Source organism: Winogradskyella sp., assembly GCF_028289625.1.
GTDB lineage: Bacteria > Bacteroidota > Bacteroidia > Flavobacteriales > Flavobacteriaceae > Winogradskyella.
In genome coordinates this window covers 38,218-51,482 of the sequence record NZ_JANQOM010000064.1, presented here as the reverse complement: position 1 = coordinate 51,482, position 13,265 = coordinate 38,218, and the positions used below count along the sequence as shown (strand labels likewise).

The window sequence follows — 13,265 nt, the reverse complement described above, 5'->3', positions numbered from 1 at the left end:
TAGCAGCAAAACGTTCTCCCCAGGCCTCCATCTTTTCGGCCCACTCCTTACCAAACTTTTCGCCAAACTCCTCTCCCCATTTTTCCATATCCTTGGCATATTCTTCACCAAACTTTTCGCCCCAAGCTTCCATTTCTTTGGCCCATTTACCCTCAAAACGCTTACCATACTCTTCTCCCCATTTTTCCATTTTTTCTTGGTAGCCAGACTCAGCAAATTTCCTTGCCCAGGCTTTCATACTTTCCCGTAATTCCTCACCTCCTTCTTTCTCATAACGTTTGCTCCACTCCGTAAGATACTTTTCACCGTCTTTTTGATATCTGTCGTAATCAAAATTTATGGTCCTGATACCATCTGGTAATTCTGGTAACTCAGGAAATTCCGGCATTTCTGGCATCTCAGGCATTACTGGCATTTCTGGAAATTCTGCCATCTCTGGCATTTCTGGCATCTCAGGCATTTCTGGCATCTCTGGCAAGCCTGCTAATTCAAATTCCAAATCTCGTAATAATGAAGCATAATCGCCTTCGTTAAAGCTACTAATGGCTTTACCTCCTCTAGATGAAATGATAACACGATCATCAGAACCTTCAACTTTAAGATTCCACGCTTTAAGGGCTCGCTTCAATTCTTCTTCCGATAACTCATCACTCTCCAGGTACGCTTCAACCTCTACGATATCCTTATTCCAAGTACTGATTTCAATTTCCGCATAACTGGTATTTAAATCGACTACAACATCCGCATTAACCTTTATAGATTGTGACGTTTTACTTAACTTCTTTTGTGCATAACCAAAGGTAGTTAGGAGGCACAACACTAAAATTCTAATTGTGTTCATAATTTTTCTAATTTTAACTGTTCGTTTTTTGACTTTATTCGCCGTAGCCTAGGCAAAGGCGAATTGATTATTATAATTATTTTGTTTTATTTAAACATTCTCTGCTATAAAGGAATCGTCATTAAACTCCTCTAATTTATCCTTAAGATGTGTCACCAAATTCAATCGCAGCTTTAAATTATTGATTAATGCATCTAGGGTGATAGAGTTAGGTCCGTTTTCATTGAGCTCTATGGTCAGCTTTTCGTACTCGTCATTTAACTCCTTAAGTCTTTGGATATAGCCATCAACCAAATCCTTATTCTCTGGCGTTAACTGCACTTTGGACAATTCTAGGTTAATACTAGCTAGATAGTAATCTTCTACTTTTTTCAACTCTGGTGAAAATTCTCCCATAGATTTGATATTATTTTCCACAACCTTTTTCTCATCGGGAACAATTTCTCCTCCTGACCCTTTAAAAAACTGATAGGCTCCAAAGCTTAAGCCCAACAATACAACTACACTTGCCGCAATATTCAAGAAGTTAAAACCACTCGACTTTTTCTCTACCGGTAGTTCCTTTTCAAGCTTTTCTAAAAAGCGTGCTTCGTGACCTGCCGACATCTTTGCACTCTGTACTTCTGAATCCTTTTCGAATAAATTTCTAAGATCTTGTGCCATTTTTCTTTGTTTTTAATGCTGACTGCAGTTTTTGTTTCCCTCGAGACAACTGTGTCCTTGATGCGACTTCTGAGATATTCAATATTTCAGAAATCTCTTGGTGGTCGTAACCCTCAACCAAATAAAGCATCACAACATATTTATATTTTTCTGGCAATTCTTCAATTGCACTTTTAACTTCGTCTATCGTAATTTCATCATCAACAAGCCACTCACTCTCATAATCGGCATCGACCAAATTCAAATGATGTTCCTCTAATTCTATTAAACGTTGTCGTTTTGATTTTAAAACATCTATACATCTATTAACCACAATACGCTTTAACCATGCACCAAAACTCACTTCAGCTCTATATTGATCTAGTTTAGAAAATGCCTTTATAAAAGCTTCTTGGACAATATCCTCGGCTTCCATAGTATCTTTCACAAAACGAAGGGCAACTATAAGCATACCATTGCAATACTGATTGTACAATTGCATTTGCGCTTGCCGATCGTTCCTTTTGCATTTTTCAACAATATGGATTTGAAACGTGCTAATGATTAATTGGTTTTGGTTGATTTCACTCTAAAGACGACACAAAAATTTAAGTGTGGCAAAAAAGCTTAAATTTTATAAGATTTACATAAAATTAAACGTTCTGCTCTATAAATTTAATGAATTGAGTTATCTTTAAAATTTAAACTAAATTCGCTGATTAGAACTGTCTAAGATTGATAATTATGCTAAAACGCTTACTCATTCTATTATCTATAATAGCTATAGGATTACTAGTATATTGTGTATTTGTAGAAAATATATTTTCGCCTCGATTGAGTCCGAAGGATAAGGCTAAGATTACCTTAAATGATTTAAAGCTTGAAGTAGAATACAATAGGCCTTCTAAACGTGACCGTAATATTTTTGGTGCCCTCGTTCCTTACAACAAAGTATGGAGAACTGGCGCCAATGAGGCTACAACTTTTGAGACCAATAAGGACCTAATGATTGACGGTATGGTTTTAAAGAAAGGCAAGTATACACTATGGACCGTCCCTATGGAAGACACGTGGAAAGTAATGTTCAATACCAGACAGTACCAATGGGGAGTCAATGAAAAGATGGAACCCATGTGGGACCCAAATTTTGATGCTATCGAATTAGAAGTGCCTGTACAAGATATAGAGGAGATTGTAGAAAAGTTCACCATTGCTTTTGACAATAAAACCGGTAATCTAAAACTCACTCTAGCATGGGATCAGACGCTGATAGAAATCCCTTTGAACACCTATCCATCAAAACCTTAAATCTATTCTAGGTGCCGGAAAACAAAAAAACAAACAAATCCGCTTTGCATGAACATGAGGGTATTGAGCCACCAAAAACCCTTAGCAGCGATTCTGCAGAATCCATAAAAGCCAAGCGCAAAAAGCAACCTTCAGTTGATGATTTAGTAAATGGCATTACCTCTGGAAATATTACGGATTTAAGTAGAGCGATTACTTTAATAGAGAGTACCAATCAGGCACACACTGCAAAAGCACATGAAATCATTACAGCCTGCTTGCCGCATGCCAACAAATCCACAAGGATTGGCATTACAGGTGTTCCTGGTGTTGGCAAGAGTACATTTATTGAAGCCTTTGGAAGTTACCTTACCAGCATAGACAAAAAAGTTGCAGTCTTAGCCGTTGACCCAAGTAGTACATTGAGTAAAGGAAGTATTCTTGGTGACAAAACCCGAATGGAAGATTTAGTCAAAGACAAAAATGCATTTATAAGACCTTCCCCTTCTGGCGATTCGCTTGGCGGTGTAGCCAGGAAGACCAGAGAAACCATTATTCTATGTGAAGCGGCTGGGTTTGACACCATTATTATTGAAACCGTTGGAGTAGGACAAAGTGAAACTGCCGTACATAGTATGGTCGATTTCTTTTTGTTACTGAAACTCGCTGGAGCAGGCGATGAATTACAAGGTATTAAGCGCGGTATTATAGAAATGGCAGATGCTATAGTCATCAATAAAGCTGACGGAGATAATCTTAAGGCTGCAAAATCCGCAAAAGTTGAGTTTAATAGGGCGTTACATCTCTATCCTGAAAAAGACTCTGGCTGGTCTCCTAAAGTATCACTATGCAGTGCATTGAAACAAGAAGGTATTTCTGATATATGGGAATTAATACAAGACTACTTAAAAACGACATCTTCAAATAATTACTTTGAGCGAAATAGAAACAACCAGAATAAATTTTGGTTACTGCAAACCATTGAAGAACGCTTAAAGTCTGATTTCTACAAATCAGAAAAAATTAAGATCGAATTAAAAAAGCAAATCAAATTGGTTGAGGAGGGTAAAACGACACCCTTTGCTGCTGCGGAATATTTGTTGTCACTTTAACCTTACTTGTCTTCCTGTGAAGGCAGGAATCTATCTTACGATTATGAGATTCCGCATCATACTCCAAAAAGCTCAGCACTAGAGTGTGGAATGACAAACTTCAGGGTTTTACACACAATTTGCCTTAAACCATTCTACCTGAGAATGTACACTCTCTAAAAGTGTGGTTTGCGGATCGTAGTTCAACAAGCGTCTAGCTTTATCTATATTGGCTTTGGTACGCAACTGATCACCAGCGCGTTTTGGTTTTATCTCGATTTTGATTTCTTTTCCTAAAACTTTACCCACAGCATCGATACCATCTTGTGTTGTGTGCTCTACTTCGGTACCAAGATTAAAAATTTCACCATCAACGTTATCCTCATTACCTATTACACTTACAATTCCATCAACAATATCACCAACATAAGTAAAACTTCTTAAGTGCTTATCACTACCCTCGTAAAGTGGAAACGGTTCGTCCTTTAATCCTAAATCAATGAGTTTGGTATACATTTTTTCAGGACGCTCTCTTGGGCCAATCACAGAATATAAACGTAAGCTACAGGCTTGCATTTGAAATTCCCTACTCTTCTGAAGCACCAATTGTTCAGCGGCCAATTTAGTAACACCATAGTGCGATGCAGGTTTTGCCATAACATCTTCGGGATAAGTCGCTTCTAAACCATATATTGAGGATGTCCCAATATTAACGAATAACTTTAAGTCTTTACATTCCAAAGCAAAATCAATAAGATACTTTGTAGCAATAATATTATTGGTAAAATAATCCTCAAACGTAGAGGTCTGAGAAATACCTGGCTGAGCTGCAAAATGGAAAATATAATGAAAGTCTTTGGATAATAGGTTATATTCTTCAGGATGTCGCAAATCCATCTTAATGATTTCTGCGCCTTTTTCCTCAACAGCTTTGGCGTTCATTTCCTTGAGTTTTAAGCTGTAATAATCACAAAAGTTATCGACACCAACAACATTATGACCCAAGCTTAATAAACGTTCTGCGGTATGAGAACCAATAAAACCTGCTATTCCTGTGACTAAAATATTCATGGTTAAGTTTATAAACGATTTAAGGCAAAGTAAAGCGATTTTTAGGTTTAAAGCAATATGCATTCGCTGTAATACTAAAAAAGCATACTTTTGTGCCAGAAATTCCATTAACGACATGAAATACAAGTTAACCATCATTGTTCCTGTATATAATGAAGCGGATAACCTTGAACGTGTAGAGACTGAACTTTCTAATTATCTGAAAATTGCCTCGGTTCCAGCATCGGTTTTATTTGTTAATGATGGCTCTAAGGATAATAGTCAAGCTTTAATTAAAGGCATTTGCCAACGAAATGAAGCTTTTGAATATGTGCTTTTTAAAGACAATAGAGGGCTAAGCGCAGCAATAAAAGCTGGTTTTGATTATGCTGACACAGAGTTGGTTGGTTATATTGATTCTGATTTACAAACATCTCCAGAAGACTTCAATATGCTTTTAGAGCACATTGATTCACACGAATTAGTGACTGGCGTACGTGCAGACCGTAAAGATTCGTTCGTGAAAAATATGTCATCAAAAATAGCCAATGGTATCAGGCGTGCTTTTACCAAAGATGGCATGGATGATACTGGTTGCCCACTAAAAATTATAAAGACCGATTATGCGAAACGGATCCCTATGTTTAGAGGTTTACATCGTTTTTTACCTGCTATGATTATGCTGCAAAATGGTAGAGTTATTCAAGTTCCTGTGCGTCATTTCCCTAGAATTGCAGGTACGGCAAAATTTGGACTTTGGAACCGTCTTCTTGGCCCATTGATGGACTGCTTTGCGTATTTATGGATGAAGAAAAAATACATCAACTACGATGTGGCTAAAACCAGTAAATAATTGTCAGTTTGAGCGCAGTCGAAAACCTTAGTATCTTTATGTCTTTCTGCATTTCGACTGCGCTCAATGTGACAGAAAAACTATTAATCAAAATTTCAATTTGAAAGACTGGATTATATACAGCATTGGTTTTTTGGCGCAGATATTATTCTCGTCTCGACTCATTATCCAATGGATAACATCTGAAAAACAGCGCAAAGTCATTACGCCAACGACATTTTGGACGTTAAGCTTATTCGCTTCTTTTCTCTTGTTTATTTATGGTTATCTACGATTAGATTTCGCCATTATGCTTGGGCAAAGTTTAACCTATTTCGTTTACATAAGAAATTTACAACTACAAGGACAATGGCAGAAGTATCCTGTATTTATGCGATATTTTCTCTTTATAGTCCCTATTTTAATTGTTATTTTTTATTACAACAATAACAAAATCGATATCGATCTACTCTTTAAGAATGAGGCTATACCCTATTGGTTATTAATCCTTGGAATCATTGCCCAAGTTATTTTCACCTTACGCTTCGTATATCAATGGATACATGCCGAAAGACACAAAGAATCCACTTTGCCCATGGGATTTTGGGTTTTGAGCCTAACAGGAGCTGCCTTAATTTTAACCTACGCTATTATCAGAGAAGATCCCGTTTTATTTGTTGGTCATTTATTCGGAATGGTTATCTATGCACGTAATGCTTATTTAATACGACGTAATTAATGATTAAGCTTATTGAAAAATATCCTATTCCAAGTCTTGTACTTTTCGTCATAGTGATGTTGGGTTTCACTATTGATGCCATTCCCGTTACCATTATGGAAGCTCGCAATTTTATATCAGCCAGAGAAATGCTTACTGATGATAATTGGATTTTGACCACCATGAATGGTGAAGCGCGTTACCAAAAACCACCATTACCAACTTGGATTACAGCTTTTTTTGGAATGCTTTTCGGTATTAAATCGGTATTAGCCTTACGTTGGCCAGCACTACTTTTTTTAGCCAGTATTGGTATTTTTACCTATTTACTATCAAAGAAATTAGAACTCAACAAATCGCACAGTTTAGTCAATGGATTTGTCGTTTTAAGTTCATTTTATGTCATTGGTATCATCATAGAAGCTCCTTGGGATATTTACACGCATAGCTTTATGTTAATGGCATTGTATCAGCTTTACATAATGCTTAAAAATGAAAAAACAAGCATTGTACAAAGCTTGTTATTTGTGCTATTTATAGCAGGTTCTGTATTGTCCAAAGGTCCTGTGTCGCTTTACGTATTGTTCTTATCATTTGTTATTGCTTATGCTTTTGCTTATAAGTTAAGAGGTACCCTTTTACACTTTTTAAAGCTTATAAGTCTTTTGATTTTCGGCATTGTTTTGGGAGGTTGGTGGTATTTTCATGTTCGTGTGGCCGACCCAGAGACGTTTACGGCTATTGCTTCAAAGGAAACGTCTAATTGGAGCAGTTATAATGTAAGGCCATTTTACTATTATTGGAGTTTCTTTGTACAGAGTGGACTTTGGACGATTCTTGCATTTATAAGTTTGCTTTATCCTTATATGAAATCTAGGGTTTCAGATTTAAAGGCTTACAGATTTAGCTTTTTCTGGACGATTATTGCCGTTGTGCTTTTATCTATAATTCCTGAAAAGAAATCGCGATACTTAATGCCCGTTTTAATCCCTCTTGCCATCAATATTGGCTTTTATATTGATTATTTAATTAGGGAATTCAAAAATCTTAAAGACAAACGCGAAACGATTCCTGTTTACTTTCAGTTTGGGCTAATTGCAACCATAGCACTTCTATTTGGTATCATCGGATTTTATATAGCCCCTTTTAGCAACTCTCTAGTGTTAATCAATTTTATTGCTGCCCAAGTTGTTTTAGCAATCATAGGTTTTCTTATGCTGTGGCATTTGAAACAAAAGAGTATCAAGGTCGTTTTCTATCTGTGCCTTGGATTACTTATGAGTTTAGGTGCCTTAGGACTTCCGTTAGCAAAATTGAACATTCAAAAAGACTTTAAACCTGTTTCAGAATTGCGCAATACGTCTATACCCTTATATAGTTTAGGAGATGTTTCGCCTGAAGCGATTTACGATTATGGTGATAAAATTCCGAAATTAAACACTTCTGAAGGCTTGGTATTACCATCCGAAAAAGAGTTTAATTTATTAACAGGTAAGGAAAACCCAAAGGATATCCCAGAACTGTCCAAAGTATATCGTATTATATTCATTGATACTTACGACTTAAATACAGCCAAAAAAGGAACAAGAGGGCATCGGTCGCGCTTGGTGAATCAGATGTATCATTTATCTCGAAAACAGTAATTTCAGGTACTGGTAAATCGTTTCAGAGCATACGTATTCAATCTATAAAATCCAAAACCTGCTAAGGCTCCAAAAGTCATTCCACATAAAATATCAATAGGAAAATGAACACCTACATAAATACGGCTATAGGCGACTAAAAATGCCCAAAACAGCAATATGAAAATTAGATTTTTAAAATAAGGGCGTAATACCAAACCACCAAACACAGCAGCTGCCATAGAATTAGAGGCGTGACCAGAGAAAAAACTACGGTTGGTACTACATCGGTCTGCAATAAAACGAATGGTATCCTTAATTTCATCACATGCGCACGGTCTAAAACGCAATACCGAACGCTTTACCAAATTAGTGGTTTGATCCGTGAATAAAATCATCAATGTAATACTCACCATAATGAGCAACAAGGCTTTCCATCCCAATTTTCTATAGATAAGAAACAGCAATAAGGCATAAAGCGGTACAAAGGTCAATTTGTTGGTAATAGCCAACCACAACCCATCCCAAGATGAAGACCCAAGTCCATTGAGAAATACAAAAAGTTCGGTATCTAAGTCTAAAAGCTTATCGAGCATTAATCGTCGTAACGTGCTACTTCCCTATCATAGAACTCAGTAGCTTGTCTGATATAATTTTCGGTTTCGGTTTCCAGTTCCTGTTGGTCGTGCTGGTCAAATTCTTCAAACCATTCTACCTCATCATTTTCAAGGTTAATGATAAATCTCGGAAATTCGGTATGAACGATATAAATCGCATCGGGATAATCCGTGTTATCTCCTAGTATGAATTTGGGTAGTGTCATTTCTTTAGTTTGAAGTTTGAAGCACCTTGCTTGAAGCATGTTTGTTATAGCACAAAAATACAAATTTAGTTAGTAGTTAAAAGCACTATTAAAATCTAGATGTCAGTTCGAGTATCCCGACTGTGGTCACTGAGCGAAGTCGAAGTGTAAACGTCGGGATGTATCTAGAACCATTTGAGTTAAAAATACCTCTCGATAGTTCAGCTGAGCTTAGTCGGAGTACAATCACGCTACAGCGTAACCACTCGAAGTGACGACTCGGCACTTATTGCGCCTCTTGGGAAATTAACTTTTTAGTTAAATAGTTAAACCGAATATATAACAAAATTGCGGCAGTACTTAATCCAGCTATTAAGCCTAACCATATTCCTAGGCTGCCATAAGCATCTTCTTTACCTAGGAAATAACTTATTGGAAATCCGACGACCCAATACGAAATAAATGTAATTAGGGTTGGAATTTTAACATCCTGTAAGCCGCGTAAAGCTCCAAGCGCAATGACTTGTAAACTATCACTGATTTGAAATACTGCAGACGCCAACAATAAGGTCGCTGCAATTTTTACCACCTCAGCGGTATCCATGGCATTGGTAGGGTCATCTAAATCAACATATAAATCCGGTAAGGCTTTGTGAAACACAACAAAGATGATAGCAAATACTACAGCAAACATAAAACCGACTAAAAATATAGATTCCGCTATGCGTTTTAAATTCTTATAATCTTTAAGCCCTTTCTGATTACCGACACGAACCATAGCGGCCACACTTAATCCCATGGCCACCATAAAGGTCATTGAGGACAAGTTTAAAGCAATCTGATTGGCGGCTTGAGCATTTTTACCCAAAAGCCCACTGAGCCAAATCGCTGCCGTAAAAATGGCGACTTCAAAAAACATTTGCATGGAGCTAGGAAAACCCAAATTAATGATTTTGTTGAGCGATGTTTTACTGAGTTTAAAGAACTTAATATTGGTCACATAGGCTCTGGATTTGTTTCGTTTTGCCAATAACCACCATAGGAAAAATAACATTACAAAACGCGATACTAAGGTCCCTACCGCAGCACCTACAATACCCATTTGTGGAAACCCCAACTTTCCAAAAATCAACACATAATTGATAGCTACATTTAAAATATTGGCGACAATGGTGGCAAACATAGGATACTTAGTTAACGATAAGCCATCACTAAACTGCTTAAAGGCCTGAAACATAATAAGCGGCACCAATGAAAAGGCCACCAATTCTAAATAAGGAATGGCTAAAATGACCACTTCTTCGGGTTGGTCCATCACATACATCAAAGGCTTAGCGATCAGTTCCATTAGAAATAATAGAATGCCTAAAACGGTACAGAGAAAAAAACCATGTTTAAACACCGACTTCCCCTTGACAAAATTTTGCTCAGAATCAGCTTCTGCCACTAAAGGGGTAATAGCCGTAGAAAAACCAATTCCCAAAGACATGGCAATAAAAATAAAACTGTTCCCCAAAGAGACCGCTGCCAATTCTGCTGAGCCCAATTGCCCCACCATCACATTATCCACAAAGCTGACAAAGGTATGCCCCAGCATCCCCAACATTACGGGAGAAGCCAATCTAAGATTATAACGAAACTCTTTGGTGTAGAGACTTAAAACCATGCCGCGAAGGTAGCATTTAGGTTTTAGTTAAGCGAATTAAATTTAAAGGTGAATTTTGGTTATTGCGCTTAACGTTTTGCCATAGTTATTTTTCTAAATAATTCCAATCAACATGAAAATCAACTAGCAATGATTCGTCCTTTTTCAAATTGTACTTAGCCAAATGGTATACACCTTCAGATATTTTTTCAAGTCCTAAGAGTTTTGTTTTGCCCCCATCCAGTTCAAACTTGTATGCATCTGGTTCTTTTGTAAATAGCTTTTTTAAGCCGATTATCGAAGAAAAATCAACAATTATTCTGGCCTCTAGTGTATCCATTTCCATTTTCATACCTATATCCTCATTACCTTCTGTGAACCCATTATAATAAGTTGTCGCTGAGAAATAGCAATCACTATCATCAACATTTTGAGAAATAAATCCTTTGAGATTCTTACTTGGCAAGTCAGTAAAGGTCAATTTTTTCCAAGGATACAAAATATTTTGGTCAACTATTCCACTTGACCTATCGGTCAGTTTAATTGAGTTATTTTTTATGTTGTATTTGTTAAAGCGATAGTAATGGTATTCACTAAATACATCAATCTCTTCTTCAAGTCTATCATTATACCTAGAGTAAACAGGTCCATCTTTTGGATTTTTAATATGTAGATATTTAACGTAAACAGTTTTTGATTCTTGAATTAAAGGAACATTTTTCTTTTTATCCAATTCGAGCTCAAGATTTTCTTTTTCCTTTTCAATAGAACTTTCCCAATCTTTTTTGTCTTTTTCTTGCTCTGTTTTTAATTTAAATAATTCATCTCTATGCTCATTTTCTAACTTTAAGAGCTTTTGCTCGTTGTTACTTTTGTAATGACGAGCTATAACAATCCAACCAAATGCAAGCAAGGTTCCAATTGCAGATAATATTACCATTAAGGTTTCAATGTTATAGTATCCCTCCATATTATTCAATGTATATTTTATTAAACAATGACTTATCTTTCAAATAATCTTTTAAATAGGTATCAATGGTGTTTGCATTTGGTCTATAAATGAATGCTCTTCTAGGATATATTCTGTCATTTGCCCAAAACTGATTCCAATATTCTGTTGATTCTATAAACATTTTTGTAAAGCCTATCTCTTTAGCTTTATCAAATTTTGTTTCGATTTCTAAACATCCATTGATGCACATATCAACATAAGATTGAACAATAGGAAACTCTTTGTTAGGGAAGTTTTTTTTTAGCGCTTCAAAGTTGACAAATTCGTTCAAATATGTCCAAACCTTCATATTATTGTCTTTGATATCAAATAGAAAATCAATAGCTTCTGATTCTATCAGTTCTCTAGAATATCCTTTCTCTCGGCTATCCAAACCCTCTATTTCTTTCTCACTTACTTTATAAATTACTCCATTGACTGTTGATTTAGAGTCTCTTATACAACCTAAAAATGTAGTTGACAAACTATTTCCTCCTGTTCTTGCGAACCATCCTCGCTTTAATCCCTTAACTATAATAGGATAAACATTCTTCGCATTGGGTGTAGTTCGCAATCTAGATTCACTTTCAATAAGTGAACCATATCCAAATATGTAGTTTTGTTCAGTCATAATTATTGCCAACAATTAGATAAAGTCAGTTTTAATACTTCGGCTATGCTCAATACAGGTTGACTTTATCATCTGTTAAGCGAAGTTAGCTTTTCCATTCGAAGAAATCAATACTTAGAACTACGTAATTTTAATCAAAGTGAAGCTATATTTTTCTTAGCCTCCTCAAACTCAGCCACCATATCCTTTACGATCTCAGCTACCGGTTTTATATCGTGAATAAGTCCAGAAATTTGACCAATCTCCAATTCGCCATCATCCAAGTCGCCTTCAAACATACCACGTTTGGCTCTTGCTCTACCCAATAAGTTTTTCAATTCTTCTGCGCTTGGCCCTGTTTTATAGAGCTCTTGGACGTCGTTGAAAAATTTATTTTTAATAAGCCTTACTGGTGCCAATTCTTTTAAAGTCAATTGGGTAGCTCCTTCTTTAGCATCGACCACCACTTGTTTAAAATCTGGATGTCCTGAGGATTCTTCACTCGCTACAAATCGGCTACCCACTTGTACCCCATCAGCTCCCAACACCATACAAGCCAACATAGCGCTTCCAGTAGCAATACCTCCAGCCGCTATCAAGGGAATTTCTAGCTGCTCTTTTACCATGGGAATCAAAGTTAAGGTTGTGGTCTCATCACGTCCATTATGACCACCTGCTTCAAAGCCTTCAGCTACAACAGCATCCACACCTGCGGCTTGGGCTTTAAGGGCAAACTTTACGCTACTCACTACATGTACCACGATAATCCCCTTATCTTGCAACCAAGAGGTCCATGTTTTTGGATTTCCTGCAGAAGTGAACACAATTTTTACACCTTCGGCAACTATAATCTCCATAATCTCTTCAATATTTGGATAGAGCATTGGGACGTTTACACCAAAGGGTTGGTCGGTCGCGGCTTTACATTTCTGGATATGCTCGCGTAAGACATCGGGATACATTGAACCTGCACCTATTAGCCCTAGAATACCAGAGTTACTTGCTGCAGAGGCCAAGCGCCAGCCGCTATTCCAAATCATGCCTGCTTGGATGATTGGATATGTGATGTTAAACAATGAGGTGATTCTGTTTTTCATGATAGAATTGTTGTTTAGATGCTTCGACTGCGCTCAG

14 protein-coding genes and 1 pseudogene are annotated in these 13,265 nt (G+C 36.8%); 5 read left to right on the top strand and 10 right to left on the bottom strand.

The window, feature by feature from the left end:
* From Q0992_RS13260 to Q0992_RS13250, 3 genes and pseudogenes are all read right to left on the bottom strand, one after another.
* Positions 1 to 841, bottom strand: a pseudogene (locus Q0992_RS13260) (hypothetical protein); the annotation flags it as partial.
* A gap of 90 nt (positions 842 to 931) precedes the next feature.
* Positions 932 to 1,504, bottom strand: coding sequence for a hypothetical protein (locus Q0992_RS13255; protein WP_299525227.1), 573 nt, complete (start codon positions 1,502 to 1,504; stop codon positions 932 to 934).
* On the bottom strand, positions 1,488 to 2,045 hold the full coding sequence (locus Q0992_RS13250; RefSeq protein ID WP_299525230.1) for an RNA polymerase sigma factor: 558 nt from the start codon (positions 2,043 to 2,045) through the stop codon (positions 1,488 to 1,490). The genes Q0992_RS13255 and Q0992_RS13250 overlap by 17 nt, the downstream gene beginning before the upstream one ends.
* 182 nt (positions 2,046 to 2,227) lie before the next feature.
* Between Q0992_RS13250 and Q0992_RS13245 the strand changes: the two genes are divergently transcribed.
* Positions 2,228 to 2,791, top strand: coding sequence for a DUF2911 domain-containing protein (locus Q0992_RS13245; protein WP_299525224.1), 564 nt, complete (start codon positions 2,228 to 2,230; stop codon positions 2,789 to 2,791).
* Positions 2,792 to 2,802: 11 nt separating this feature from the next.
* The gene (gene meaB / locus Q0992_RS13240; protein ID WP_299525221.1) at positions 2,803 to 3,882 is read left to right on the top strand and encodes a methylmalonyl Co-A mutase-associated GTPase MeaB; all 1,080 of its coding nucleotides are present in this window, start codon (positions 2,803 to 2,805) and stop codon (positions 3,880 to 3,882) included.
* 108 nt (positions 3,883 to 3,990) lie between these two features.
* On the opposite strand, the gene Q0992_RS13235 is transcribed toward meaB, so the two are convergent.
* Complete coding sequence (locus tag Q0992_RS13235) at positions 3,991 to 4,932, bottom strand: NAD(P)-dependent oxidoreductase (RefSeq protein ID WP_299525218.1); 942 nt, start codon at positions 4,930 to 4,932, stop codon at positions 3,991 to 3,993.
* Between the two features lie 115 nt (positions 4,933 to 5,047).
* On the opposite strand from Q0992_RS13235, the gene Q0992_RS13230 reads away from it, so the two are divergent.
* From Q0992_RS13230 to Q0992_RS13220, 3 genes are all read left to right on the top strand, one after another.
* Positions 5,048 to 5,764 carry a glycosyltransferase gene (locus Q0992_RS13230; RefSeq protein ID WP_299525215.1) on the top strand — a complete coding sequence of 239 codons (717 nt, stop codon included), beginning with the start codon at positions 5,048 to 5,050 and terminating at the stop codon, positions 5,762 to 5,764.
* A 100-nt stretch (positions 5,765 to 5,864) separates the two neighbouring features.
* A complete protein-coding gene (locus tag Q0992_RS13225) occupies positions 5,865 to 6,482 on the top strand; it encodes a lipid-A-disaccharide synthase N-terminal domain-containing protein (protein WP_299525212.1) in 618 nt (205 codons plus the stop codon).
* Positions 6,482 to 8,104, top strand: a complete 1,623-nt coding sequence (locus Q0992_RS13220; RefSeq protein ID WP_299525209.1) for a glycosyltransferase — start codon at positions 6,482 to 6,484, stop codon at positions 8,102 to 8,104. Before Q0992_RS13225 ends, Q0992_RS13220 begins: the two co-directional genes overlap by 1 nt.
* 2 nt (positions 8,105 to 8,106) lie before the next feature.
* On the opposite strand, the gene Q0992_RS13215 is transcribed toward Q0992_RS13220, so the two are convergent.
* The 6 genes from Q0992_RS13215 to Q0992_RS13190 all read right to left on the bottom strand — a co-directional run bounded on the left by Q0992_RS13215 (position 8,107) and on the right by Q0992_RS13190 (position 13,228).
* Positions 8,107 to 8,679, bottom strand: a complete 573-nt coding sequence (locus Q0992_RS13215) for a phosphatase PAP2 family protein (protein ID WP_299525206.1) — start codon at positions 8,677 to 8,679, stop codon at positions 8,107 to 8,109.
* Complete coding sequence (locus Q0992_RS13210) at positions 8,679 to 8,906, bottom strand: hypothetical protein (RefSeq protein ID WP_299525203.1); 228 nt, start codon at positions 8,904 to 8,906, stop codon at positions 8,679 to 8,681. The genes Q0992_RS13215 and Q0992_RS13210 overlap by 1 nt, the downstream gene beginning before the upstream one ends.
* A gap of 265 nt (positions 8,907 to 9,171) precedes the next feature.
* Entirely contained in the window at positions 9,172 to 10,551 is a 1,380-nt protein-coding gene (locus Q0992_RS13205; RefSeq protein WP_299525200.1) for an MATE family efflux transporter, read from the bottom strand.
* Positions 10,552 to 10,636: 85 nt separating this feature from the next.
* Positions 10,637 to 11,500, bottom strand: coding sequence for a hypothetical protein (locus Q0992_RS13200; protein ID WP_299525197.1), 864 nt, complete (start codon positions 11,498 to 11,500; stop codon positions 10,637 to 10,639).
* 1 nt (position 11,501) lies between these two features.
* Positions 11,502 to 12,152 (bottom strand): gamma-glutamylcyclotransferase family protein, encoded by a 651-nt coding sequence (locus Q0992_RS13195; protein WP_299525195.1) that lies wholly within the window; start codon positions 12,150 to 12,152, stop codon positions 11,502 to 11,504.
* 134 nt (positions 12,153 to 12,286) lie between these two features.
* Positions 12,287 to 13,228 carry an NAD(P)H-dependent flavin oxidoreductase gene (locus Q0992_RS13190; protein ID WP_367277961.1) on the bottom strand — a complete coding sequence of 314 codons (942 nt, stop codon included), beginning with the start codon at positions 13,226 to 13,228 and terminating at the stop codon, positions 12,287 to 12,289.
* Positions 13,229 to 13,265: the final 37 nt, after the last annotated feature.

Coding starts and splice junctions, on each gene's coding strand:
- Q0992_RS13255 (WP_299525227.1), bottom strand. CDS start 1,504: ATGGCACAAGATCTTAGAAATTTATTCGAAAAGGATTCAGAAGTACAG.
- Q0992_RS13200 (WP_299525197.1), bottom strand. CDS start 11,500: ATGGAGGGATACTATAACATTGAAACCTTAATGGTAATATTATCTGCA.
- Q0992_RS13235 (WP_299525218.1), bottom strand. CDS start 4,932: ATGAATATTTTAGTCACAGGAATAGCAGGTTTTATTGGTTCTCATACC.
- Q0992_RS13245 (WP_299525224.1), top strand. CDS start 2,228: ATGCTAAAACGCTTACTCATTCTATTATCTATAATAGCTATAGGATTA.
- Q0992_RS13210 (WP_299525203.1), bottom strand. CDS start 8,906: ATGACACTACCCAAATTCATACTAGGAGATAACACGGATTATCCCGAT.
- Q0992_RS13215 (WP_299525206.1), bottom strand. CDS start 8,679: ATGCTCGATAAGCTTTTAGACTTAGATACCGAACTTTTTGTATTTCTC.
- Q0992_RS13220 (WP_299525209.1), top strand. CDS start 6,482: ATGATTAAGCTTATTGAAAAATATCCTATTCCAAGTCTTGTACTTTTC.
- Q0992_RS13195 (WP_299525195.1), bottom strand. CDS start 12,152: ATGACTGAACAAAACTACATATTTGGATATGGTTCACTTATTGAAAGT.
- Q0992_RS13190 (WP_367277961.1), bottom strand. CDS start 13,228: ATGAAAAACAGAATCACCTCATTGTTTAACATCACATATCCAATCATC.
- Q0992_RS13205 (WP_299525200.1), bottom strand. CDS start 10,551: ATGGTTTTAAGTCTCTACACCAAAGAGTTTCGTTATAATCTTAGATTG.
- Q0992_RS13230 (WP_299525215.1), top strand. CDS start 5,048: ATGAAATACAAGTTAACCATCATTGTTCCTGTATATAATGAAGCGGAT.